16 protein-coding genes and 4 pseudogenes are annotated in these 23,879 nt (G+C 60.7%); 10 read left to right on the top strand and 10 right to left on the bottom strand.

Going from position 1 to position 23,879, the window contains the following annotated elements; genetic code table 11:
• The first annotated feature begins 8 nt into the window (after positions 1 to 8).
• A complete protein-coding gene (locus AB4Y34_RS33225; protein WP_368718441.1) occupies positions 9 to 1,079 on the top strand; it encodes a maleylacetate reductase in 1,071 nt (356 codons plus the stop codon).
• 84 nt (positions 1,080 to 1,163) lie between these two features.
• Positions 1,164 to 1,994, top strand: coding sequence for an intradiol ring-cleavage dioxygenase (locus AB4Y34_RS33220; protein WP_368718440.1), 831 nt, complete (start codon positions 1,164 to 1,166; stop codon positions 1,992 to 1,994).
• 131 nt (positions 1,995 to 2,125) lie between these two features.
• Here the strand turns inward: AB4Y34_RS33220 and AB4Y34_RS33215 are convergent, their stop codons facing one another.
• From AB4Y34_RS33215 to AB4Y34_RS33190, 6 genes and pseudogenes are all read right to left on the bottom strand, one after another.
• On the bottom strand, positions 2,126 to 3,064 hold the full coding sequence (locus tag AB4Y34_RS33215) for a LysR family transcriptional regulator (RefSeq protein ID WP_368718439.1): 939 nt from the start codon (positions 3,062 to 3,064) through the stop codon (positions 2,126 to 2,128).
• 587 nt (positions 3,065 to 3,651) lie between these two features.
• Positions 3,652 to 3,909: a DUF4148 domain-containing protein gene (locus AB4Y34_RS33210; protein WP_368718438.1), complete on the bottom strand. Its 258-nt coding sequence runs from the start codon at positions 3,907 to 3,909 to the stop codon at positions 3,652 to 3,654.
• Between the two features lie 1,427 nt (positions 3,910 to 5,336).
• Complete coding sequence (locus AB4Y34_RS33205; protein WP_176383590.1) at positions 5,337 to 6,023, bottom strand: type 1 glutamine amidotransferase domain-containing protein; 687 nt, start codon at positions 6,021 to 6,023, stop codon at positions 5,337 to 5,339.
• Between the two features lie 92 nt (positions 6,024 to 6,115).
• Positions 6,116 to 6,274: pseudogene (locus tag AB4Y34_RS33200) on the bottom strand (DUF3331 domain-containing protein); the annotation flags it as partial.
• A 423-nt stretch (positions 6,275 to 6,697) separates the two neighbouring features.
• Positions 6,698 to 6,931: a 4-oxalocrotonate tautomerase family protein gene (locus tag AB4Y34_RS33195; protein WP_176383589.1), complete on the bottom strand. Its 234-nt coding sequence runs from the start codon at positions 6,929 to 6,931 to the stop codon at positions 6,698 to 6,700.
• An 89-nt stretch (positions 6,932 to 7,020) separates the two neighbouring features.
• Positions 7,021 to 7,731, bottom strand: coding sequence for an SDR family NAD(P)-dependent oxidoreductase (locus AB4Y34_RS33190; protein ID WP_368718437.1), 711 nt, complete (start codon positions 7,729 to 7,731; stop codon positions 7,021 to 7,023).
• Positions 7,732 to 8,637: 906 nt separating this feature from the next.
• Here AB4Y34_RS33190 and AB4Y34_RS33185 point away from each other — a divergent pair.
• From AB4Y34_RS33185 to AB4Y34_RS33175, 3 genes and pseudogenes are all read left to right on the top strand, one after another.
• A pseudogene (locus AB4Y34_RS33185) lies at positions 8,638 to 9,033 on the top strand (TolC family protein); the annotation flags it as partial.
• Positions 9,034 to 9,158: 125 nt separating this feature from the next.
• The gene (locus tag AB4Y34_RS33180) at positions 9,159 to 14,669 is read left to right on the top strand and encodes an AAA family ATPase (protein WP_368718436.1); all 5,511 of its coding nucleotides are present in this window, start codon (positions 9,159 to 9,161) and stop codon (positions 14,667 to 14,669) included.
• Between the two features lie 267 nt (positions 14,670 to 14,936).
• Positions 14,937 to 16,454: a CoA-acylating methylmalonate-semialdehyde dehydrogenase gene (locus tag AB4Y34_RS33175; protein ID WP_368718435.1), complete on the top strand. Its 1,518-nt coding sequence runs from the start codon at positions 14,937 to 14,939 to the stop codon at positions 16,452 to 16,454.
• A 134-nt stretch (positions 16,455 to 16,588) separates the two neighbouring features.
• Here AB4Y34_RS33175 and AB4Y34_RS33170 read toward each other — a convergent pair whose 3' ends face one another.
• Both AB4Y34_RS33170 and AB4Y34_RS33165 read right to left on the bottom strand, forming a co-directional pair.
• Positions 16,589 to 16,978, bottom strand: a complete 390-nt coding sequence (locus tag AB4Y34_RS33170) for a nuclear transport factor 2 family protein (RefSeq protein ID WP_176105813.1) — start codon at positions 16,976 to 16,978, stop codon at positions 16,589 to 16,591.
• Entirely contained in the window at positions 16,956 to 17,984 is a 1,029-nt protein-coding gene (locus AB4Y34_RS33165; protein WP_368718454.1) for an LLM class oxidoreductase, read from the bottom strand. The genes AB4Y34_RS33170 and AB4Y34_RS33165 overlap by 23 nt, the downstream gene beginning before the upstream one ends.
• 332 nt (positions 17,985 to 18,316) lie before the next feature.
• Here AB4Y34_RS33165 and AB4Y34_RS33160 point away from each other — a divergent pair, with 332 nt between their 5' ends.
• The 3 genes and pseudogenes from AB4Y34_RS33160 to AB4Y34_RS33150 all read left to right on the top strand — a co-directional run bounded on the left by AB4Y34_RS33160 (position 18,317) and on the right by AB4Y34_RS33150 (position 19,789).
• Positions 18,317 to 18,517 carry a copper chaperone gene (locus AB4Y34_RS33160; RefSeq protein ID WP_368598940.1) on the top strand — a complete coding sequence of 67 codons (201 nt, stop codon included), beginning with the start codon at positions 18,317 to 18,319 and terminating at the stop codon, positions 18,515 to 18,517.
• Positions 18,518 to 18,536: 19 nt separating this feature from the next.
• Positions 18,537 to 18,770 (top strand): annotated as a pseudogene (locus AB4Y34_RS33155) (thiamine pyrophosphate-binding protein); the annotation flags it as partial.
• 377 nt (positions 18,771 to 19,147) lie between these two features.
• Positions 19,148 to 19,789, top strand: coding sequence for a DsbA family protein (locus AB4Y34_RS33150; protein ID WP_368718434.1), 642 nt, complete (start codon positions 19,148 to 19,150; stop codon positions 19,787 to 19,789).
• Positions 19,790 to 20,318: 529 nt separating this feature from the next.
• Here the strand turns inward: AB4Y34_RS33150 and AB4Y34_RS33145 are convergent.
• Both AB4Y34_RS33145 and AB4Y34_RS33140 read right to left on the bottom strand, forming a co-directional pair.
• Positions 20,319 to 21,026 (bottom strand): annotated as a pseudogene (locus AB4Y34_RS33145) (SDR family NAD(P)-dependent oxidoreductase).
• Positions 21,027 to 21,200: 174 nt separating this feature from the next.
• Positions 21,201 to 22,163, bottom strand: a complete 963-nt coding sequence (locus AB4Y34_RS33140; protein ID WP_176383572.1) for a GlxA family transcriptional regulator — start codon at positions 22,161 to 22,163, stop codon at positions 21,201 to 21,203.
• Positions 22,164 to 22,494: 331 nt separating this feature from the next.
• Between AB4Y34_RS33140 and AB4Y34_RS33135 the strand changes: the two genes are divergently transcribed.
• On the top strand, positions 22,495 to 23,151 hold the full coding sequence (locus AB4Y34_RS33135; RefSeq protein WP_368718433.1) for a response regulator transcription factor: 657 nt from the start codon (positions 22,495 to 22,497) through the stop codon (positions 23,149 to 23,151).
• A gap of 156 nt (positions 23,152 to 23,307) precedes the next feature.
• On the top strand, positions 23,308 to 23,703 hold the full coding sequence (locus AB4Y34_RS33130; RefSeq protein ID WP_368718432.1) for a response regulator transcription factor: 396 nt from the start codon (positions 23,308 to 23,310) through the stop codon (positions 23,701 to 23,703).
• The last annotated feature ends 176 nt before the right edge of the window (positions 23,704 to 23,879 follow it).

The following is a 23,879-nucleotide window of genomic DNA, read 5'->3' as shown; positions in this document are numbered from 1 at the left end:
CTACTATCATGAACGAGTTCGTTTATACGAGCCATGCTCAGCGCGTCGTATTTGGTGCCGGAGCTTTGAGCCGGCTGGAAGCGGAAGTCGAGCGGCTGCGCGCCCATCGCGCATTGATACTCGCGACTCCCGATCAGCGCGAGGACGCCGAGCGCGTTGCGGCACTTCTCGGCGCGCGCGTAGCTGGCGTGTTTGCGAAAGCGGCCATGCATGTGCCTATCGAAGTTGCCCGCGAGGCACGCGAGGTGGCGCGCCGTCTCGACGCTGACTGTGCGATCGCCATCGGTGGAGGATCAACGACAGGACTCGGAAAGGCCATTGCATTGGAGTCGGACTTCCCGATCCTCGCTATTCCGACGACTTACGCCGGCTCTGAAATGACACCGATCTACGGCATCACCGAAGCGGGTTTAAAAAAGACCGGCCGCGACAGTCGCGTGATACCGAGGACAGTGATTTACGATCCCGAGCTCACGTATTCGTTGCCGGTATCGCTGAGCGTGAGCAGCGCGATCAATGCGATTGCTCATGCGGCTGAAGGCCTTTACGCGGTGGACGCAAATCCGATCACGGATCTGGTCGCGGGCGAGGGCATCGCCGCGATCGGACGGGCACTGCCGCTACTGACTCTCGATGCCGACGATGCGAACGTACGGCGCGCACGCGCGGATGCGCTGTATGGCGCATGGCTGTGCGGATCGGTGTTGGGGGCGGTGACAATGTCGCTGCACCATAAGCTTTGCCATACGCTCGGCGGAAGCTTCGACCTGCCGCACGCGCAGACGCACGCGATCATCTTGCCGCACGCACTGGCCTACAACGCGAAGGCCGCCACACGTGCGATGGGGCGGATCGCGAGCGCGCTTTATGGCGTCAGCGCACCGCAAGCCGTGTTCGACCTCGCGGAAAAGAACGGCGCACGGCTGGCGCTGAAAGACATCGGCATGAAAGAGTCGGACCTCGACAAGGCGAGCGCGATCGCGCTGCAGAATCAGTATCCGAATCCCAGGGCGCTAGAAAAGTCGGCGATCAGGCAATTGCTACAGGACGCCTACGAAGGCGTGCGGCCGAGTATGTGACACGGCGAGTTCAGCAAGCGGTGTGACATAGGCTTTCGCATCGCTCGATTAGCGTTATCCACGCAACTTCCTCCGGAGCCAAACATGCGCAATCTCGACGAACACACTGTCACGGACGCAGTGCTCGATCTGCTGGCCGCTACGCCGGATCCCCGTTTGAAGTTCGTCCTCACGAGCCTCATTACTCATTTGCACGATTTCGCTCGCGACGTCGAACTGACCGAAGCCGAATTGCGCGCTGGGATCGAATTTCTGACCCGGACCGGGCACAAGTGCGACGACAAACGTCAGGAATTCATCCTGTTGAGCGACGTGCTGGGATTGTCGATGCTGACCGTCGCGATGAACAACAGGAAGCCGCGAGGTTGCACGGAATCGACGGTGTTCGGCCCATTCCACGTGGACGGCGCGCCCGAGTACGCAAATGGCGCGGACATCGCCAATGGGGCATCGGGCGAACCTTGCATCGTGCGTGGCACGGTGAAGAACCTCGACGGCGTACCGGTGGCGGGTGCGCGGATCGAAGTGTGGCAGGCCGACGCCGCGGGTAATTACGACGTTCAGTACCCGAATCTCGACATCCATCAGGCGAGAGGCGTGCTCAGCTCACGGGAGGACGGCAGCTTCGAATTTCGTACCGTGCTCGCCGTCGCCTACCCGATTCCGGACGATGGCCCGGTCGGGGAACTGCTGCGCGCGACTGCGCGACACCCGTGGCGACCTGCGCACCTTCATTTCATGATCAACGCAAAGAACTATCAGACCCTCGTCACGCATGTGTTCCGCGAAGGGGATCGCTATCTGGATTCCGATGCCGTATTCGGCGTGAGAGAAACGCTGGTGGCGGAGTGGGTCAAACAGCCGGACGGTGGCTACACACTAGACTACGATTTTGTGCTGAACTCAGTGAACTGAGCCAGGCGGTGCACATATCGTGTGTGCCGCAGCCGTAGCAAAGATCTTGCGACGCCCGCGGATTCCGATGCGAACTTCCATCCGGATTCGCGTTCGGGTTTCCATTCGATCCCGCCGTGGCGGAATGCAGTTCAGCACCGCGTCGAAAAGAGCTTGCGAAAGGTATTGCGAAGCCACTGGTTGCCGGGCTCGAGGTGACATCGATCGTGCCAGTACTGGGCGATTTCGAGCCTGGGCAGCTCGATCGGCGGCTCAACCAGTTGCAGATCGAGATCGCGGCACATTGCAACCGCGAGGCTTCGCGGCACGGTCGCGATAACATCCGAGTGTTTCGCTATCAGCGCCGCCGACGTAAAGACCGGAACCCGACACACGATGTTCCGGCTCGGTACCTCGGACTCGATGAGCCGCTCTACGGCCAGGTGTTCGTGACCGGTGCCCAGTGCGGACACGAGTGCATGCTTCTCCGCGATGAAATCCGCTTTGCTCGGATGACTGCCGATGCGCGGGTGGTCCCTGCGCGTTACGCTCACATAGGACTCGGTCCACAGCGGGACGCGCCGGATACCCATCGTCAGCGAAGGGAAGGAGCCGATCGCGAGGTCGACGAGACCCGATTCGAGCCACAGATTTAGATGTTGCGCATCGCAGGGAATCGACTGCACGCAGATGCCGGGTGCTTCCGCCGCGAGATAGTTCAGAAGTGCCGGGAAGATCTTGATTGCCCCCGCATCGACCAGAAAGAAACTGAATTTGCGTGTCGACATCTTCGGATCGAATGATGCGTACTCGGAGCGAAGAGCGCGAAAGTTCTTGAGTATCGACCTCACGGGTTCCGACAGCTCGAGCGCTTTGGGCGTCGGCTCCATGCGCAATCCCACACGCACGAACAGCGGGTCGCCAAAATACAGTCGCAGCCGCGCGAGCGTCTTGCTCAACGCGGGCTGCGAAAGGTTGAGCACGCGCGCGGCTTTGGTGAGGCTGTGTTCGGTCAGCAGGACATCGAATACTTGCAGATGGTGAAGATCGAGTTCGAGGTCGCTCTCACTCTTTTGAGGAATGGTGTGCATGCAGAAGCAGCCCTATCAATCTCTGATTGGCCACTGTAGCCGATTCAGAAATCGCTGCCACTCGGCGTTATCACCGACGTCGTGCGTGCTTTTCAAAGCGCGCCAATCGCCAAATCCTGCCGCCGTGGAGTGTACCGTGGCGAGCACGCATGGTTCTGTGATTATTCGAAATATCTGGAACGAACGGCCGATACCGCACGCACGCATCCCGGAGCTGAAGATCGCCGTTTCGGATCACTGTGAACGGGCCGGTGTCGGCAGGCTGGCGTCGACCAACCACCGAGCCGAGCGCGCAGTCATGCGATAGGCTACCCTGTCAGGTGTCGAAGTAATGAAAATGGTCAGGAAAATGGCAGATGAAAGACGCGGGCATTAGTGGACTGTGTCGAGCAATCCTATTCGCCGATTATATAAGTGATCCTGATCTTCCAGGAATCGCGTCGTCACAATATTCTTATCGCGACACAACCCCTGTCCATTGTTTGCGTTCTCGGGGGCAACATGCCTGGCCTTTTCCCGAGCCGCATAGCAAATTGACGACTACCATGGAACACATCAGCCCGGACCTGTGCGAGCAATCGCCGTGCTTATTGACCCCCATACTCCGCGTTTATGCGGTCGAGTTCGCCCGATTGGCGTGCCTGCTCAAGCTCCTGCTTAACCTGGGCCCGGGTCTTTCCCATTGGAGCGCCAGCGTCACTCCTCGTGGCGGGCACACCACCCACAGAATTTGCCGAAGCCACGCTAGGATTTGTGGGCTGTGTTGCGGGCGCCATATCCTGCGCCTGGACATATCCGAACGCAATAACCGCGGCGATTGCTACCACGACTTTTGGCGATTTCATATCTATGTACTCCATGAAGTTCGATAGGTTTGGTTTTCTGACTCGCGGCCCAATCAACGCGTGGTCATTGAAATTTCCGCGTGCGGGTCAGGCCTGCGTTGGCGACATAGGGCGAGCTAGCTGCCCTGAAAGATATCGCATGAAAGGCCCACTGTGCACGGCGCACCGTTTCTGGCTTTGCCGCTGCCGCTGCTTCCACCGGGCTGGGGTCCATAGCCCGGGTCAGTGGTGTGGTCCATAGCCGTGGCCGGCTGAGCAGTTGTCATGGGCTGCTGCGCAGACGACGGGTCGGTTGCGCCCGGCGGTTGCATTTGCTGCGACTGGGCGGCGCCGGTCGCACCGAGCAGGTACACCGCACTGACTACACCTATAAGTTGCACTTTCATCTCGTCACCTCTTTTTCGTCAATGGGTTGCAAAAAGCACGATCCTCGAATAACAAGGAAATTGGCATCCCGTGTAGCGTGCGAAAGTTGCAATAGACCTTTTCTCGCTACTTGCCGATTCTTTTTCGCTCCATCAGATGCCAAACAGCGTCGTCTCCAACGACGTTTAGCCGAGCAAGTGCGAAGTTGGCTTGTGGCACCGTTTGCGCGCAAAGCCTGACCTATTCGATGACTACGTGGGCGAGGCTGGGACCGGGCGGGGCAGAGGGGGTGCGCAACAAGTGTGCTGGCGAAAGGACGTTGTCAAGTCATTGACCAATAAGAACCTTGCTGCATCTATGTTATAGAACACTAAGGTCGCGATTGACAGCGGAATCGACAATCGGCAAATCAGGGACGACAGTTGCGCCTAGTCGTTCGCACCGCTAGGCGCGCCAAAGGGTGCTTTGCGGTTTGTAAGTGGTCGAGACGGCGACGCGCCTACCAGCATCGATCCGCGATGGTCTTTGAAGACAGTCCACGCTCAATCGTGCATGAAGTCCGAAAATTCTTCGATCAGATGTGCCAACGGTCGGGTCTCCTGTTGTGGCTGCTCCAGGCAATCGAGAAAACGCGGCCATGATCTGGCCGTTGAAACGAATCGCTGACGAGACCAGCGACAATGGCGAATCCGCTGGCGTCGACACTGAAGGCGTACCCAGCGATCAGCGGCAGCCTCTACGTCCTGTGCGACGAACGTGAATTCACTGATATCGAAGTATTGGGCGCGACAACGAGGAGTTCAGCGGCGATCTGTCGAAGTGCCGCGCGCGCAAAACCCCGTTCGGAACAATGCGCAAGAAAACGCTCACGCTCCTCTGGCCATGATCCATCCCGATAGCGACCCAACGCTTGCGGATAGCTATAGATGCCTCAAAGATGATCCACGTTCCCATTTCGCGACCCGGTACTGCAACGCTCCGGCGATGACGATTTGCCATGATGAGTTGCGGGCGGCGCCCGCGCCGGGCAGCCGCCACTCTTTTGGCACGAGGGCCGAGTCTCAGTGACGCTTGCTCAACTTCTCCAGCAATGCCTTTGCGGCCGGCCCCGACGATGCGGGATTCTGCCCGGTGAGCAGCAGCCCGTCTTCGAGCACATACGGCTGCCAGTCGGGGCCCTTCGAAAAGTTTCCGCCCTTCGCCTTGAGCTCGTCTTCAACGAGGAACGGGACCACCTTGGTGAGCCCAACCGCTTCCTCTTCGCTGTTCGTAAAGCCGGTGACCGACTTGCCGTTGACGAGCGGCTTGCCATCCGGACCCTTCACGTGTCGCAGAACCCCGGGCGCGTGGCAGACGAGATCGACGGGCTTCCCGGCTGCGATCGTGCGCTCGATAAGCCCGATGGAGTCAGGGTCTTCCGCGAGATCCCAGAGTGGACCATGGCCGCCGGGGTAGAACACGGCGTCGAATTCGTCATGGGCGACATCCTTGAGCTTTGCCGTGTTGCCCAGATCCGCCACCGCAGCCGGGTCGGCTTCGAAGCGACGTGTCAGGTCAGTCTGAAAGTCCGGCTCGTTGCTCTTGGGGTCTAGTGGAGGCTTGCCACCCTTGGGCGACGCGAGCACGATCTGCGCGCCGGCGTCCTTGAACACGTAGTAGGGCGCGGCGAGTTCCTCGAGCCAGAACCCGGTCTTGCGTCCCGTATTGCCCAATTCGTCGTGCGAAGTCAAAACCATCAGAATCTTCACGATGCTCTCCTTGAATGCATTTTCACAACTTCCGGTTGCAGAGAATTCCGGTCGACGCGCTTGGCGCGCCGAATCAGATTGCCGATCCCCCATCAGCCCAAAGCAGCAAGATGAATCATGGCGTTCACGTTCACGGGAAGGACAGGCGTTCGGGTAGAGGACCGGTAGATGATATCGCCGCGACGGATCGCTTTGCCGCTCACCGCGCACATGCCGGCCCGGCGTGCCTTTGCGCAGACCCAGATTTGATAGCCGTAGTGGCACTAGGCGGAGCACCAGCGCAACACAATGGTTCGGGGGGAGAGGCGCTCGAGCAGCGTAACGACGGCTGCGCAGGGTGCGTCGATCGTAGCGTCGCGCCCTTTGCCGCACCTTCCGTCATTGCGGTGGCCCGGCGATGCGCGCACTGGGTGCGGGTTCGGTGGAGCTGAGGCTCTGTGCGCGTGATTCCGCCGCGCCCAGCCTGTCGAGTAGCAGGAGTGTCTGCTCCCATGGGTCCGGGCGTGAGGCGTGATTGTTGCCAGCCATTGCCGCCACGTTCGCGCGGCTATTGCGCGAACGTGTTCGAAGTCCCTCGTCCGTGTTCATGCGAGGCCTCAGATGAAAATTGATAGCGCCACAATGCAACCGGTGCAATTGCGCGCGAAGCTCGCTCTCGAGCGGGCCGCGCGCGTTTACTTGATGAGTCCCTTCTGTCGTCGATAGACGTCGGTAGGCAGGCCACCCCATCCCCAGTTTTCCGTTGGCACTTCTTCGATGACGACGAAGGTCGCCTCCAGCGGTTTGTTCAGCACGTCAAGCATGAGCTGGCTCACGCCCTTGATAAGCTGGGCCTTTTCTTCCGCGGTGACGGAATCCGTGCCGGGCCGTGTGCCCTCGCGTGTAACCTGAATTGTGACGATCGGCATTTCGCTTTCCTTAATGTTGATCTTTGCAAGGCGCGCCGGCGAACGGCGCTCCTCGTCTGTCCGGCGGAGCCAGTGGAGCGCAGCGCGCTTTAGTGGCCGGCGACCTGACCGCCGTCGACGTGAAGGATTTCGCCCGTCACGAATGGCGCCGAGTCGAGATAGAGAATGGCGTTCACGATGTCGTTCATCTCGCCCATATGTCCCATCGGATGCAGCGCGCCGAGCGCGGCGTGGGTTTCGGGCGCGTGCATCGGCGACTTGATGATGCCGGGCGAAACCGTGTTGGCGCGAATGCCGCGCCTGGCATACTCGATAGCCAGCGAGCGCGTTGCGGCGGCGAGACCGCCCTTGCTCAGCGAGGCCAGCACCGACGGCACGCCGTCGATCGCGTGATCGACGAGCGTCGTCGTGATCGTGACGACGTGCCCGCGCTCGCGCTTTTCCATCTCCGCAATTGCGAGCCGCGTGATATGAAAGAACCCCGCGAGATTGGTAGCGGTCACCGTCGCGTAATCCTCAGCCGTGTATTGGGTGAACGGCTTTGCCAAAAAAATGCCGGCATTGTTGATGAGCGTATCGATGCGGCCAAAGCGCGACACGGCCGTTTCGATGACACGGCGACCCGTGGCCGGGTCGGCGATATCGCCGGCCACTGCAACTAGATTGCCATCGTCAGTCTGTTTGATGTTGCGCGACGTTGCGACCACCTGGTGGCCGAGAGCGCGGAATGCCTTGGCGGTTTCCGCGCCGATACCTTGCGATGCGCCAGTGATCACGACGACTTTGGGGGATTGACTCATCTAAACCTCGAAATAGGTTGGACTATCTTTCTGATCGGGCTTGCTGTTCCGATGACGACAAATTTACGCATCTACGCCTCCGGCGTGAATACGGGACGTGGACAAACAGTTGTGAGTCGCAGGAACAAATGGCAGCAAGCCGGGCGCGATGACGCGCAGTGAAAAAGCCATACGAACGACGCTTACTTTGCTTGGGATCAGGCTAGCTTCCATGCGACTGCATCAACAACGTTCTGGCGATTGTTCCCGCCGCACGTTCGTCGAGCGGGTTCGCGTCGACATGGCGTGGAAACTCCTGGAGGACCCTGATTCGCCGCTCAAGACGCTAGCATTTAAATGCGGCGCTTTCATCGCGCCCCGCATATGCGCATGGCGTTGCCTCGGGGGGCTGAGCATCACGCCAAAAGAACTTCGCGTGCGATTCCGGGGGAGGGACGAGTGCATAACGACGATTCCCGGTCCGAGTTGGGTACCGAGAACTCAGTATGACGGCCGACGTGTCGCGTGAATGAATAAGCGGCTGTAGATATTGGGCATTGTTTCGCAGCGTTTCAGTAACGAAGGACATGAAAGACCGAATTTTTCGGCTCGTCCCGCGCCGCTTGAGATGAAGCAGGTTGACCGGCGTTGATTCCTGCTCGTATGACCGAAAAGTGGGCACCAGATTTCCGCGGTTGCGAAACTCCGGTAACGGAAACGCAAATGTGGCTGACCAGATCGCGCGCATGCGTGGGTTCTCCATGCTCGGCGAAATAAGCGGGAGCCGCGAAGGTTTGCCGCCGCATGGAGCCGAAACGCCCCCAAATGTGGACGATTCTTCGAGATGACCGATACTTATGGCGATATCCACGCCTTCCTCAAGCAGGCGTGTGAGACGATCTGGGCAAACCGCGTTCACGCTGACTGCTCAGCGGAAGTGCGGGCTTTCAGAGTCTGCAACCCTCGAGTCTGGCCACTTGGGCGCCCGGGCAGTTCGTCGTCGGCCCTTTCACGACGGCCCCTCTTCAAAGGCAGTCGCCTGAAAGAAGCGGCGCAGCTGCGTGAGGCGCAACAACAGGAGGCTGCGATCGCCTACGAGGAGACGGTGCTGGGCGCGTGGCAGGAGGTGGACGACGCGCTCGTAACCTACGAGGCCGAACAGCGCCGCCGCGACCGGCTGGCGCAGGCCGTGACCATCAACGAGCGCGCGCTCTCGGTCGCGCAGTAGCAAACCTCGAATAGCGCAGAGCCACGGCGGCCACGAATCTTATTACGCTTTGTAAAGCGCTGCGAGCGGGATGGCAGTCGACCTATGGCGGGTAATCCATCGCTCGATGTCCATTGTTCAGGTCAATCGATGACTTCGCTGCGCCGGCAATGGCGCAAAGACGGGCGCGCGCGCAAAATCATCTGCGAATGAAAATCGCATCATGACAGGAGCGTCCGCCGTGGATCTCGCTGGATATGAGCTGGAGCCGCTGCGCGACGACGGCGATTTTTCACTGTATCGCGCCCGCAAACCCAGCCATCCCGTCTCGGTGCTCGCGCTAGTCGCCACGCGTGCGGACCTGGCGGGCGTGAAGCGCCTCGAGCGCGAATACGGGTTTGCCGCGTTGCTCGATTCGAGCTGGGCGGCGCGGCCTCTCGCGTTCTACCGGCACAGAGAGCCGCCCATGCTCGTGCTCGACGACGACGGCGGCGAGCCGCTCAGTCGCTCGCTTGCGGGCCCGTTCGAACTCGCGCGCCTGTTGCGCATCGCGGTCAATCTGGCGAAGGTGGTGGGCCACGTGCATCGATGTGGCCTCGTTCATAAAGACATCAAGCCGGCGAACGTGCTCGTCGACAGTAGCGGCAACGTGCGGCTCACCGGCTTCGGCATTGCTTCGCAACTGCCGCACGAACATCAGCCGCCCCCACCGCCCGAGATCGTGGCCGGAAGCTTCGCGTATATGGCGCCTGAGCAGACCGGACGCATGAACCGTTCGATCGACACGCGCAGCGATCTCTATTCTTTCGGCGTCACGCTTTACGAAATGCTCACCGGGTCGCTGCCGTTCAAGGCCTCGGACGCGATGGAGTGGATTCATTGCCATATCGCGCGCAAGCCCACGCCGCCCCGTGCATTGCGCGACGCGATTCCGCAGGCGCTCGACGGCATCGTGCTGAAGCTGCTTTCGAAGGCCGCCGAAGACCGGTATCAGACTGCGGCGGGATTGGAGGCCGATTTGCGCTCATGCCTCACAGCATGGGAAGCGCAGCATCGCATCGACCCCTTCCCGCTGGGGGAGCACGACGCGTCCGACCAGTTGCTGATCCCCGAGAAGCTGTACGGGCGCGAGGCGGAAATCGAGGCACTGACCACCGCGTTCGATCGCGTGGTGGGCAGCGGGTCGGTCGAACTGGTGCTGATCTCGGGCTATCCAGGCATCGGCAAGTCGTCGGTCGTGAACGAGCTGCACAGGGTGTTGGTCCCGCCGCGCGGTCTCTTCGCGTCCGGCAAGTTCGACCAGTACCGGAGCGGCATTCCGTACGTGCCTTTCGCGCAAGCCTTCCAGAGCCTCGTGCGCAACCTGCTGAGCAAACGGGAAGCCGAGGTCGAGCCGTGGCGGCGCGCATTGATGGAAGCGCTCGGGCCCAACGGGCAACTCATCGTGAATCTGATTCCCGAGCTTGCGCTCATCATCGGTGAGCAGCCGGCCGCACCGACGCTGCCACCTCAAGACGCGCAAAATCGCTTCCAGATAGTATTTCGACGTTTTCTCGGCGTATTTGCGCGGCCAGAGCACCCACTCGCCTTGTTTATCGACGACCTGCAGTGGGTGGATACGGCGACGCTCGATCTGCTCGCGCATCTCGCCACGCATCCGGACGTGCGGCACGTTCTGCTGGTCGGCGCCTATCGGGACAATGAGGTCGACGCTTCGCACCCATTTGCCCGCACGCTCGAGTCGATTGCCCAGGCCGAAGGCAGAGTGCGGCAAATCGAGCTTGCACCGCTCACGAGGGACAGCGTGGCACACCTCGTGGCGGATGCACTTCACTGTGACCGCGCGAACGCCGCACCGCTCGCGCAGCTGGCGCATGAGAAAAGCGGCGGCAATCCGTTCTTCACGATCCAGTTTCTGACCGCGCTCGCCGATGAAGGCCTGCTCACATTCGACCCGCGCGCGGCGAAATGGCGTTGGGAACTGCCGCGCATTCGCGCAAAAGGCTACACCGAGAACGTCGCCGATCTGATGGCGACCAGGTTGAGCCGGCTGCCGCCCGCCGCGCGCGACGCACTAGGCCAGTTGGCGTGCCTGGGCAATGTTGCCGAAGTCGCCGCGCTGACCTGGGTTCGAGGCGGCTCCGAAGAGAAGATGCACGCTGACCTGTGGGAAGCCGTGCGAGCGGGCCTGGTGTTTCGCGAGGCCAATGTCTATGTATTCGCGCACGATCGGGTGCAGGAGGCAGCGTACGCTCTCATTCCCGCCGACGAGCGTGCCGCCGCGCAACTGCGCATTGGCCGTGCGCTGGTGTCGCGCACGCCGCCGGATGCACTCGAAGATGCGATTTTCGATATCGTCAATCATCTCAATCGCGGCGCGGCGCTGATCGTGGACAAAACGGAGCGTGAGCAGGCCGTTGCCTTGAACCTCATCGCGGGAAGGCGGGCCATGCGTTCGACGGCCTACGTGGCCGCGCGCGACTATCTGGCGCAAGCCGTGGCGTTGCTGTCGCCCGATGCGTGGACGCGGCGCTACGAGAGCACGTTCGAACTCTATCTTGCGTTAGCGGAGTGCGAATATCTGGTGGGCGATTTTGCAAAAGCGGATGCCCTGGCGGACATGATGCTTGCCGCGGCGCACTCCAGTCTTGACCGCGCAAAGGTCTACAGCCTGCGCATCGAGTTGTATCAGCTCGCCGGAAGATATGACGAAAGCTTCGCGGTCGCGCTCGTCGCGCTTCGCGGCTTCGGTGTCTGCTTTCCTGACACCGACCAGGAGATTCAGGCGGCGTTCCATACCGCCTTGCACGACGTCCGCGTCAATCAGGCCGGCCGCTCCATCGGCGAACTGGTTGACGCGCCGGTGGCGACGGACCCTGCGATCCACGCGATCGTCAATCTGCTCCTGCAGGCGATGAACTGCGCTTTTGCGGCGCGGCCCGCGTTTTATCCGCTCATCGCGCTAAAGGCGGTCAATCTGTCCTTGCAGCACGGCAATACCGAGAACTCCAGTTTTGCGTTCGGCAATTACGCGCTCATCCTGGTTTCGCTGATCGGCGACATCCCAACTGCGGTTCAGGTTTCGGAGATGTCGCTGAAGCTAAACGAGAAGTTCGGTAATCGGCACCTCAATGGGAAACTGCTGCACCTGTATGGCGCTCATGTCAATTTCTGGCGCCGCCACATCGCCGAGAATCTTCCGGTGCTGGAACGGGCGACAGCCGAATGTATGGAAGCGGGCGATTTCGTTTTTGCCGGCAACGTGGCGTTCAACGCGGTTTGGCAGGCGCTCGAGAGCGGGGCCGCGCTCGAAGACGTGCAGGCGATAGCGGAAAGGTACGCGGCGCTCATGCGGCAGAGCCACAACGACGCGGTCTACGAACTGATTCGCGTCGAACGGCAATGCGTCATCAGTCTGCGGGGACGGACCGCCAAAGCTTTCGATCTGAATGACGAGACCTTCGACGAAACCGCCTGTTTCGAGTCGATCGTCAAGTCGAATTTCGGTTGTGCCATTGGCGTCTATCGAATCATCAAAGTCATTCTTGCGTTTCTCGAAGGCCGTTACGCCGATGCGCTGAAGGCCGCGCAGCGGGCACAGGCAGTACTTAGTCCGGTGATGGCGCTGGCGATTGAGCCGACCTTTCACTTTTTTCATATGCTGACGCTGACGGCGCTTTATCCCCAGTCCTCCGCCGAGCAGCAGAGGATTTACAAACGCACGCTGGCCGAGGCACTCGAGAAGTTTGAAATCTGGGCCGCACACTGTCCGGAGAACTATCAGAACCGCCATGCGTTGCTCGGCGCGGAATTCGCGCGTCTGGAAGGGCGCGATCTCGACGCGATGCACCTGTACGAGCAGGCCATTCGCTCCGCTCGCGAGAATGGCTTTGCGCATCACGAAGGCCTCGCCAGCGAACTTGCCGGCCGCTTCTATTTGCGCATGGGTCTCGCGACCAGCGCCGAAGGCCATTTGCGCAATGCGCGCCGATGCTTCGTCGCATGGGGCGCGCAAAGCAAGATCGTGCAGCTCGACGGCGAATTCCCGCGTCTGGCCGATCTCGAAGGCAGCACGCTGACCTCGACGCTCAGCTTCGGTTGGCGTCAGTTCGACGCCGCAACGCTGCTCAAGGCATCCCACGCACTTTCCAGCGAGATCGAACTGAAGAGCCTGGTCGAGCGCCTGATGACGATCGCGCTGGAAACCGCAGGCGCCGACCGTGGTCTGCTGATCATGCCCGAGCAGCCAGACGGCTACCGCGTCGAGGCGGAAGCGCGTATCGACGGCAACGGAATCGAGGTGAAGCGTTTGCCGGATAGCGGCTGCGCGACACCGGCCGCGCTGCTGCGTTACGTCATGCACACGGGCAAGCGCGTCATCATCGACGATGCCGTGACATCCGGTCTTTTTCCTGAAGACGGGTATCTGGCGAGCGGAGCCACGCGGTCCGTCTTCTGCCTGCCGCTCGTCAGACAGGGAAAACTCAGTGGGTTGCTGTATCTGGAGAACACCGAGACTTCGCACGTGTTCACCGCACGCCGCTCCGCACTGCTCGATTTGCTCGCGTCGCAGGCTGCCATTTCTCTGGAGAACACTCGTCTGTATGCCGATCTTCAGGAACGCGAAGCAAAGGTGCGGCGTCTGGTGGATTCCAATATCATCGGCATCCACATCTGGGACTTGGAAGGCAATGTCGTCGACGCCAACGATGCGTTTCTGCGCATCGTGGGTTATTCCGCCGAAGATCTCCGATCCGGGCGGATTCGCTGGCCCGACCTCACTCCGCCGGAATGGCACGAACGCGATGAACATGTGAGGGCCGAATTGACGGCCACGGGTAGCGCCAAACCATTCGAGAAGGAATATTTTCGCAAGGACGGCAGCCGGGTGCCCGTTATGGTTGGCGCAGCGGCATTCGGCGACCGCGAGGGGCAGGGCGTCGCGTTCATCCTGGACCTGACCGGGCAGAAGCGTGCGCAACAGGATGTGCGCGACAGCGAACGACGCTACCGCGAACTTCAGACGGTGTTGGCGCATTCGAACCGCGTGGCGACGATGGGTCAGCTATCGGCGTCGATCGCGCATGAAGTGAAGCAGCCGATCACCGCGATCGCGGCGTATGCGAGCGCGGCCTTGCGCTGGCTCGCGGCCCGCCCACCGAATTTCGACGAAGCGCGTCTCGCGCTGACCCGGATCATCGCGGACAGCGACCGCGCCAATGGCATTGTCGACAGGACCCGCGCTTACTTCAAGAAAGAGCCGCTGCGCACCGATGGGCTCGATGTCAACGACATGATTCAGGAACTGATCGCGCTCGTGCGCGGCGAAGCCGGCAAGTCCAGGGTTGAACTCACGGTGGAGCTTACCGAGGAGTTGCCGCGCGTTCAGGGCGACCGGGTGCAACTGCAGCAGGTCATGCTCAATCTGATGATCAACGCCCTCGAAGCGATGAGCGAAATGAAAACCGGCGAGCGCACGTTACTTGTCCGCACGGACAGGGCCGGCGAAAACGAACTTTGCATTACCGTGCAGGATTCTGGGCCGGGTCTCGGCGCCGGCAATCCGGAGGACGTATTCGAGGCTTTTTTCACGACCAAGTCCGACGGTCTGGGCATGGGATTGCCCATTTGCCGCTCGATCGTGCAAAGCCACGGCGGGCGCTTATGGGTGACGCCGAACGACCCCGTTGGCGCCCGCTTTCATTTCACGCTTCCCGCACAAGGCAACGCCTCGCCGCCAGTCCGTGTTTAGCGCCGCATCGCCACGCCATTCGACTCTTCGGATAGCGAAGACTTCCGCTTGGTCGCCCTGGCCGGAAACGAGCCCGGAATGTCCCGAAACCGTCGCAGCTAGCACCTCAGTCGGCAGCCGTAAAACATAGACTGTTCTCGTCGGTGGTCAATGACTGTCGATCCCGGCGGGGAGTCATGCAGATGCCCGGCCACTTGACTTGATGCGCGCTGCAATGCGGACTCTTTTCGATCCATGCGCAGCGCTGGACCTGTAAAGGATGGACGTATGAGCGAAGCAAACCAGGGCGCGGTGCGCCAACTGGAACATTTCATCGACGGTGAATACACCGCTGGCGCGAGCGGCCGATTCAACGACGTGTACGATCCCGCCCACGGCCGCGTTTCAGCGCGCGTGCCGGTTGCCAATACCACTGAAGTTGCCGCCGCCGTCGCGGCCGCAAAGACCGCCTTTGGGGCCTGGAGCGAAACCCCGCCGCTCAAGCGCGCACGCTTGATGTTCAGGTTCAAGGAGCTGCTAGAGGCACACCTGGACGAAATCGCCGAACTCATTACACGCGACCACGGGAAGCTGCTCTCGGACGCCAGGGGCGAGGTGATGCGCGGCATCGAAATCGTTGAATTCGCGTGCGGCATTCCGAACCTGCTCAAGACCGATTTCACCGATCAAAGCAGCAGCGGCATCGACAGCTGGAATTTGCGTCAGCCCCTGGGCGTGATTGCCGGCGTCACACCGTTCAATTTTCCGGTGGTGGTGCCGTGCTGGATGTTCGTCATGGCCGCCGCGACCGGCAATACATTCATCCTCAAGCCTTCGGAGCGCACGCCGTCGTCGTCGATCCGGCTGGCGGAACTCTTCATCGAGGCGGGTTTTCCCAAAGGTGTTTTCAACGTGGTGAATGGCGACAAGGGCACCGTCGACGCGCTGATTCAGCATCCCGACGTAGCAGCGATGTCCGTCGTCGCCTCCACGCCGGTGGCCGAATATATCTACGCGGAGGGCGCCAAACGCGGCAAGCGCGTGCAGGCGCTGGGCAGCGCGAAGAATCATCTCGTCGTGATGCCCGACGCCAATCTCGATCAAGCCGTCGATGCGCTGATCAACTCGGCATACGGCTCAGCGGGCGAGCGGTGCATGGCGACTTCGGTCGCGGTGGCGGTAGGGCGCATCGGCGACGAACTGGTCGAGCGTCTTGCCACGCGCGTGCGCGCGCTGCGCATCGGTTCGGGCATGGAGCCCGATCTGGACATGGGGCCGCTTATCAGTGCCGCACATCGCACCAAGGTGCGGAGCTATATCGATGCGGGCGTCGAGGCTGGCGCGAAGCTCGTCGTGGACGGGCGTGGCCATACCGTGGCGGGGCACGAAGAGGGCTTCTTCCTCGGCGGCACGCTCTTCGACAACGTGCAGCCGAATATGAAAATCTACCGGGAAGAAATCTTCGGGCCGGTGCTTTCGGTGGTGCGCGTCCCGGATCTCGCCAGTGCAATCGAACTTGTCAACGCGCACGAACTGGGCAATTGCGTCACCCTGTTCACAGCGGATGGCGCAGCGGCGCGCACGTTCACCAGGAAGATTCAGATCGGCATGGTGGGCATCAACGTGCCGAGTCCAGTGCCGTCGGCGTGGCATTCGTTCGGAGGCTGGAAGCGCTCGCTGTTCGGCGATCATCACGCCTACGGCGAGGAAGCCGTACGCTTCTACACGCGCTACAAGAGCGTGACGCAGCGCTGGCCCGACAGCATCGACAAGGGCGCTGAATTCGCCATGCCCGCGTCGAAGTGAGCGAAGCGCGGCGTGAATACGCCGCGCGCTCGAAGTTGGCCGGCCGGGCATGGCCGGCTACCACTCGCTTTTGTACGGGTGCACCCCTGGGCCATTGGAAGGCGTCCAGGAGCTAAAGCCAAGTTGGTTATCGGCTAAGTGGGTGTGATCTTCTGAACCCATTGGCTGCGCCAACCGGGCGCCTCAAAGGGATCCGAAAAATATTGAGTTTCGTGCACGACCTTGCCGTCATGGAACTTCATGATGCTCACGGTGAAAGCAGATCGCCCCTGGTATGTGATGGTGTACTCGGTCACCCAGAGATTGCCTTCTCCCTGCATTCGTCTGACCTTGAAACCGGACGGCCTGTCGGGGTGATGTCCGCGTAGGGCCTGCAAATTCCTGCGCCCATGGATGCGTTCGCCCGATTGGGGATAGTCACAGATCGCGTCGTCGGCGTAGATGTCATGTTCGGCTTCGAGATCGCCGGCCGCCGACGCTTGCCAGTGCGCATGCAGCGCTTCACGTATGTTCGCGTGTTGCATGAGAAACCTCCGGGATAAAGTACGGCAGTACTTCGCTGTGCAATTCGTCCAATACGTCGGCATACGGGCGAGGCGTGACTTTCGGATTCAGCGCGACGTGGCTGACGCCCGCTTCTCGTGCCTGCTCGAGAAAGTATCTGAGCGAGCGGCTGCCGATGACGAATCCGCCCTTGATGGCGCGGAACGGGTAGTCAGGCCTTGGGTGCAGATAGAGGTAGCCGCCAAACGCAATCGGCTTGAAGGCTTCGCGGCCCATCGACTGAGCGACGTGCTCGTTCCAGCCGCGCACGAATGCATCGAGCGCGTCGGGGCCGGGCACGAAGCCGAGGTAACCGTCCATATGCGCCGCGATCCATTCGAGACTCTGCTGCGCCCGTCCAACCGCAATCGCCGGGATGCGTCCGTACTGCGGCTTGGGCAGCATGTCGAGCGTGCCATCCGATTTGCCGAAGCGGAGTGAGGAGAACACAGGAAAGGGTTGCTCGCCGACCGTGCGGTAGGTCTGGAAGGCGTCGCGAAACCGCTCGCCGCGCGTATCGAAGTCGATGCCGAAAACAGGATACTCGGCGGGCCGATCTCCCGACGACATGCCCAACAGCAGCCTTCCATTCGTCAACTGGTCGAGCGAATTCGCCTGCTTGGCCAGCAAGAGCGGGTCGCGCATCGGCAAGACGATGCCGGTCGTGCCGAGCGCGACCTCGCTCGTCACTGCCGCAAGGCTGGCGATATACACCAGCGGTTCGAAAATCTGCCCGGCGTCGCCATACGCGGGGTCGTAGAACGGGATGTCGCGCATCCACAGCGCGGCCACACCCATCGACTCGGCGCGCTGCGCCACGGCGACATGATCGCGCATGGTCGGGAAAGGCGAGTCCGGATGCGTTTCGAGCGGCAGGATGAGTCCCACCGTGAGCGCGCCCTCGCGAAACACCCGGCGCCACGCGGGCTGCTCCGCAAGCGCGGGTTCGATGGGCGCGGAAGCCTTGATGGCGGTGATTGCTGACATATCCATTGCGACTCGCCTTGCGTTTTCCCTATTGCGAGCCAAGATTACGCACGAACGACGCTGACAGAAACCGCCTGCGATGAACAACAGTTGATACTCGCGCGCAATAACGCGGGGAATTCAAGCGGTGGACATGCGCGCCTCGAGGCGCCGCGACATGAAGTCGAGAAACGCGCGCAGCTTCAACGGCCGGGGCGCTTGCCCCGCATGCACCGGATTGACGGGGCTTTGATTACGCCGTGTAAAGAGTGAATTGAGGCGCCCCTGGTTGGTGGCAGTGGACGTTGATCCTATAGTTGTCCAGACTGGTTCCCCATACAGAGAGGTGGAAAATGAAGTTCGCGATGAAAACTGAGATCCGCAAGGACGATCTTCCGACAATCGTGCATGCGATGAAGTCCGTGGATGCCGATGCGAAGGTCGATGTCGATATTGGCGCACAAACCGTGAGCGTCGATTCGTGGTTGATGCCAGAAGAGTTTCTCGTGGCGTTCTACGACGAGGACTTGGACGTAGGCATTGCCGAATGGTAGGGGCAGCCGACGGTCAGCCGCGGTGTTTCGTTTAACGAACTGCCACGCCGATGAGCCCGAGCGTCGGATCACCCTCGTCGTACCCGCCAACGAACCGACCGCCGGTTTCATCGCTGCGGGTACGCGGGCGCGAGTGGAAAGCTCGGCGCGTTCATGGTGACGTCGGGTCCCGGCGCGACCCATGCCGTGACACCGATTGCCGATTGCCGATTGCAATGGCGATTCGGTCCCGATGATCCTGATTTGCGGAAGGTGCCGCGGGTCGCGATTCTCGACGATCGCGTCGCCGGCGGCCGCCCTCAGGCATTTGCGCCGCGAGCGCACCACGATGCGCATATCGCATTCAGCCGCGGTTCGTGGTGGAAAAGTTTCGTTCCATCGAGGGACCGCGACCAGTCCGGGGGCACGCGCGCAGGTGATCAACCGGCTTCCGACATGTTCCAGCCCGGTACAAGCGCGCGGGCTCGCTCGTGAGTCGCATTGCGTCTTTCCGCCAAGTAACAAAAGATGTTCTGGCTACTGCGTTTATCGAGTCAGACCGCAACCCTATAGTCATTGCGATGGCTGGGAGCGATGCGGGGCATGGGGTCCTGCGGTCCCCGCGTTGTCTCTTCATTTGGGCGAGCAAGAATGAAACTGATCTATGTCGGCGATCCGATGTGTTCGTGGTGCTATGGCTTTGGCAAGGAGCTCTCAGCGCTCGTCGCGCGCGTGCCGGATCTGAAACTGGAAATCGTGGTCGGCGGCATTCGCGCGGGCGCGACCGATGTTCTCGATGCAGCCGGCAAGCGTTTCCGGCTGCAGCACTGGCAACGCGTGGAAGCGCTGAGCGGCTTGCCGTTCAACCGCGAAGCGTTCATGGCGCGCGAGGGGTTCGTCTACGATACCGAGCCGGTTTGCCGTGCCGTTGTGGCGGCGCGCCGGTTCGTCAGTGGCGATGCATTGCTTTCGGTGTTTCGCGCGCTTCAGAATGGCTTCTATGTGCAGGGGTTGGATACGACCGACGCTCGCGTGTTGAGCGATATCGCAGCGACAGCGCTGGCGGCCGTAGGCGTTCAGGTGAGTGCCGACTCGTTCTACCTGGCATGGGCAGGGGTAGAAGCGAAAGAAGAGACGCAGCGCGATTTTGCGCGCGCGCGGGCGCTTGGCGTCGCGTCGTTTCCGACCTTGCTGCTTGAAGAGCAAGGTCGGATGTACGCCGTGAATTCGGGCTACGCGAGCGTCAACACCCTCGAAGAAAGATTCAACCAGATCGAGCGGCTGGTTGCCTGATCGCGTTTGATCCTGGGTTGTTCGAAACGGGCTGCGCAAGCGATTGCACAGCCCGTTTCGAATTGCGGACCGGGCGGAAATCAATAAGGAGCGGACTGCAACGAACAATAGCAACGAAATCGTCGAACTCGTCCAGCACTATTTCGACGCCATCCGGCGAGGGATGTAAAGCCACTGAGAATGGTGTTCGATGCGCACGCGATCGTGGCGGGGGGAGGTGAATGGCCGGCCCTGCTACAAGACGATGGACGAGTATCTTGCGGGTGTTGCAAACAGGCCATCGCCGGCCGAATTGGGCGAGCCGGTCGAAACGGAACTGCCGATGCTCGATGTTTAGAAAAACATCGCGGCGGCGAAACTGCGCGTACGCATGCTGCGTTTCAATCACTACAATCACTTGTCGAACATCCGCCAGCGCGACGCACGGCTCGTCATTACGAAGACGCTAACCCACGTGGCATGAGCGGCTGCCGCGCGCCTGCGCCCCGACGAGCCATCAAGTCTCGGAGCGCGGGCGTTGCTCGAGCGCTTAGTGACCGGCGCTCTGGCCGCCGTCCACGTGCAGGATTTCGCCCGTCACGAACGGCGCCGAGTCGAGATAGAGGATCGCATTGACGATGTCGCTCATTTCCCCCATGCGACCGATCGGATGCATCGCGCCAAGCGTGGCGTGCGTTTCGGGAGCATGCATCGGTGACTTGATCACCCCGGGCGAAACCGCGTTGGCACGGATTCCCGCACGCGCATATTCGATTGCGAGCGAGCGCGTCGCAGCGTTCAGACCGCCCTTGGTGAGCGACGCAAGAACTGACGGTACTTTGCTGTTGGCCTTGTCGGCAAGCGTGGTGGTGACGTTGACCACGTGCCCGCTGCCGTGCTTCTGCATAGCTTCGATCGCATATTACGTGACATGGAAGAAGCCGTTCAGGTTGACGTTCAGGATCGCGGCGTAGTCGTCGGCGGTGTACTGCGTGAAGGGCTTCGCAATGAAAATGCCCGCGTTATTGACGAGCGTATCGACACGACCGAAGTGCTCGATGGCGGCGTTCACCACGCGGCGAGCCGTGGCAGCATCGCCGATATCGCCGGCCACGGCGACATAGTCGGCTTCAGCAGCCGGTGTGATGGAACGGGCCGTGGCGACCACGCGATGGCCCTGCGCGCGGAAGGCCTTGACGGTTTCAGCGCCGATGCCTTGCGATGCCCCGGTGACGATGATGATCCTGGAAGTGCTCATTGTGTATCTCGCAGTAAGGGTAAGTCGGCCAGACGGCCGTTCGAATCGACGGATCCGGTGAAGGAGCACTGTAGGCGCATCGGTTGCTCATGCGAACACACACCATGGACAAAGAGTCTTGCGTCATGAGAACAAATCGCGGCGGGCTGACGTCGCTGCGCACGCGGCGATCACTCAGGCGGCGACCTCGGTCGGGTGGCACTGTTGGCGGTATTGCCGGGGGGTAAGCTCGAGGAGCCTTTGAAACACCATGCGCATGTGAGCGGCGTTATGAAAGCCACAATCGAACGCGACGGTTTTCATCGGAATGTTGCGTTCCTCCAGGAGCTTCTTTGCCGCACCGACACGGACCTGATCCACGAATGCAGAAGGGGTCGTGTGGAGATGCTTCGCGAAAATCCTGGATAGCGTGCGCCGGCTTACATGGACCGCGCCGGCGAGTTGCTCTATCGAAAGGACATCGGACAGATGGTCGTCGATATGGCGTTGTACTCTTCCGATAATCGCGCTTTCATCGCCTGGCGTGGCAATGCAAGGATTGCGTTCGTAGGGCTCGCTGTGCAGATTGGCGCCAAGACGTCTTGCCACCTGTTCGGCGAGCGTCTGGCCCCAGTCTTGCGAGACGAGAGAGAGGCCAAGGTCGAGTCCGGCAGTCGCGCCGCCAGATGAAATCAGGCGTCCGTCGCGGATCAGAATCTTGTCGGGACGTATCCGGGCGCGCGGGAATTCGCCGGCCATCTGGCTCGCGTCGGCCCAATTCGCAACGATCTCCTTGCCATCGAGCAGACCTGCGCGCCCCAGCAGCCATGCGCCGTTGCAAACGCAGCCGTATCGCTTCGATTCGAGTGCGCGTCGCCGCAGCCAGTCCAGAAAATCCTGCTTCGGCCGGACGTGAGTTGGGTGAAAGGCGCCTGTCACCAGCAGAACATCGAGGTTTGCGCGAAAGTCCACGTAAGCCCACGGCACGCACAGTTGCATTGCGTTCGAACAGGTCACCCCGCCTGCGTGCTCTCCGACGAGGGACACCTGATACCGACGTGACTCGCTGAGCAAACGATTCGCTTCGGCGAACACGTCGAGCACGCCTGCCACGTCCATCGCCTGAACACCATCATGCACTACAAGAGCGACTTTCATTTTGCGCACCCACTCTGACCGACGATGCCGACAGCGCGATGACCCGTTCGTAATATAGGTTAGGCGTGCAGCGCCACCCTGACCATTCTCCGAATGGCTGAAGCTGTATCTTGCCGGCATGCGGTCCCTCATACGCCGGTATGACCCGTGAAGCTCTCAGGCGTGGTGTGCCATAAGGAGCCGGGCTGACGAGTGTGATTTATGGGGGCGCCTGCTTCAAAGGAAAGCAATGCTCACAGTTTGCAAGCGGTAGCGATAAGTCTCGATATTGCTTACCATACGGCGAGCATCGGCAGCTTTACGCCGTCACGAACATTTCGAAGATCGAGCGATGACACACGATAGCGTTGGGACGCGAAGTGAACAACTACCGGACTCGCTCGTGTATGTGATCGACGACGATGAGTCTATCCGAGGCGCGCTCAACAGTCTGCTGAGGTCGGTGGGCATCGAGGTTCGAGCGTTCGCATCGGCTGACGAATTTCTCGCCGAGAAGATGCCGGATGTGCCGAGCTGTCTCATTCTCGACATTCGATTGCGAGGCGAGAGCGGTCTCACGCTTCAGCAGGAAGCTTTTAAAGAGAGCATTCGATTTCCCATCGTCTTTCTGACGGGACACGGCGATATCGGCATGACCGTCAAGGCGATGAAAGCCGGTGCTTTCGATTTTATGACAAAGCCATTCAAGGATCAGGATCTGCTCGATACGATCGCTGCGGCGCTCAAGCGCGATGGCGAACTGCGGCGCCAGGCGAAGCTCGTTGCGGGCATTCGTCAAGCCTACGATTCACTGACCTCCCGCGAGCGCGAGGTGATCGGGATGGTTGCGGAGGGTCTGTTGAACAAGCAGATTGCCGACCGCCTGTGTCTCAGCGAGGTCACGGTCAAGATCCATCGGGCGCAGGCCATGCACAAGCTCAATGCGCGCTCTGTCGCCGAGCTCATCAAGAAGTTGCAGCAAGTGCAGGCTCCTCAGAGCGCCAGATAAGCATTTGCCCATTCGTTGCGCGGTGGGTGCCTGCGTCAGCGCGCGGATCTCCCCCGGCTAATACGGACTGGCACAAGAATCATTCGAAGGTGTGATTGCTGCTCAATCGGCCGGCTTGTATTTTGCAGAAAGATTCAATCTTTCTGCATCATTTCGATGGCCACCCGACCCCAGATAAAACCAGCGCTTTCGTCTGCAATGATCGGCCTGGTGGACGACGATGAGTCCGTCAGGATGGCGCTGTCCAGTTCGCTGCGTTCGGCGAACTGGAACGTCATCGACTACGCGTCCGCGCATCATCTTCTGGGCGATACGCGCCGCTCCAAACTGAAACTCGTCGTCGCCGATATCCAGATGCCAGGCATGGATGGTTTTGCGCTACTCGAGTCGATCAAGCTGTGGAAGCGTCCTATCCCCGTCATTTTCATTACCGCGTACACAACCCCGGAAGTGCTGGAGCGCGCAAAACGTAACGGCGCCGCAGGCTTCTTCTCGAAGCCTGTGGATGACGCGGGACTTCTCGCACGGGTTAGTGAACTGCTAAAGCAATGACGTGGCCGAACGCTCTAAAATTGGGCGCTATCTGGCCTGAGGGATCTGCCGCTATGCCGGCCGCTGGTTCAGGCCATCCGGATGTATTAGACGCGCACGCGCCTGCATCAGGCGTCACATCATATTGGACGATACCGCCGCGCGGCTTACGCGATTAAGCTTGAATCGTCGACCAG

The organism is Paraburkholderia sp. BR10954 (assembly GCF_040965775.1).
Classification (GTDB): domain Bacteria; phylum Pseudomonadota; class Gammaproteobacteria; order Burkholderiales; family Burkholderiaceae; genus Paraburkholderia; species Paraburkholderia youngii.
The sequence above is the reverse complement of the archived record's forward strand: the minus strand, read 5'-3'. Positions and strand labels throughout refer to the sequence as shown.

Excerpts from the sequence above, each read along its gene's own strand:
- AB4Y34_RS33215 (WP_368718439.1), bottom strand. The coding sequence starts at position 3,064 with ATGCACACCATTCCTCAAAAGAGTGAGAGCGACCTCGAACTCGATCTT.
- AB4Y34_RS33135 (WP_368718433.1), top strand. The coding sequence starts at position 22,495 with ATGACACACGATAGCGTTGGGACGCGAAGTGAACAACTACCGGACTCG.
- AB4Y34_RS33130 (WP_368718432.1), top strand. The coding sequence starts at position 23,308 with ATGGCCACCCGACCCCAGATAAAACCAGCGCTTTCGTCTGCAATGATC.
- AB4Y34_RS33160 (WP_368598940.1), top strand. The coding sequence starts at position 18,317 with ATGAAGTTCGCGATGAAAACTGAGATCCGCAAGGACGATCTTCCGACA.
- AB4Y34_RS33175 (WP_368718435.1), top strand. The coding sequence starts at position 14,937 with ATGAGCGAAGCAAACCAGGGCGCGGTGCGCCAACTGGAACATTTCATC.
- AB4Y34_RS33190 (WP_368718437.1), bottom strand. The coding sequence starts at position 7,731 with ATGAGTCAATCCCCCAAAGTCGTCGTGATCACTGGCGCATCGCAAGGT.
- AB4Y34_RS33195 (WP_176383589.1), bottom strand. The coding sequence starts at position 6,931 with ATGCCGATCGTCACAATTCAGGTTACACGCGAGGGCACACGGCCCGGC.
- AB4Y34_RS33210 (WP_368718438.1), bottom strand. The coding sequence starts at position 3,909 with ATGAAATCGCCAAAAGTCGTGGTAGCAATCGCCGCGGTTATTGCGTTC.
- AB4Y34_RS33170 (WP_176105813.1), bottom strand. The coding sequence starts at position 16,978 with ATGCAACACGCGAACATACGTGAAGCGCTGCATGCGCACTGGCAAGCG.
- AB4Y34_RS33225 (WP_368718441.1), top strand. The coding sequence starts at position 9 with ATGAACGAGTTCGTTTATACGAGCCATGCTCAGCGCGTCGTATTTGGT.
- AB4Y34_RS33140 (WP_176383572.1), bottom strand. The coding sequence starts at position 22,163 with ATGAAAGTCGCTCTTGTAGTGCATGATGGTGTTCAGGCGATGGACGTG.
- AB4Y34_RS33220 (WP_368718440.1), top strand. The coding sequence starts at position 1,164 with ATGCGCAATCTCGACGAACACACTGTCACGGACGCAGTGCTCGATCTG.
- AB4Y34_RS33150 (WP_368718434.1), top strand. The coding sequence starts at position 19,148 with ATGAAACTGATCTATGTCGGCGATCCGATGTGTTCGTGGTGCTATGGC.
- AB4Y34_RS33165 (WP_368718454.1), bottom strand. The coding sequence starts at position 17,984 with ATGTCAGCAATCACCGCCATCAAGGCTTCCGCGCCCATCGAACCCGCG.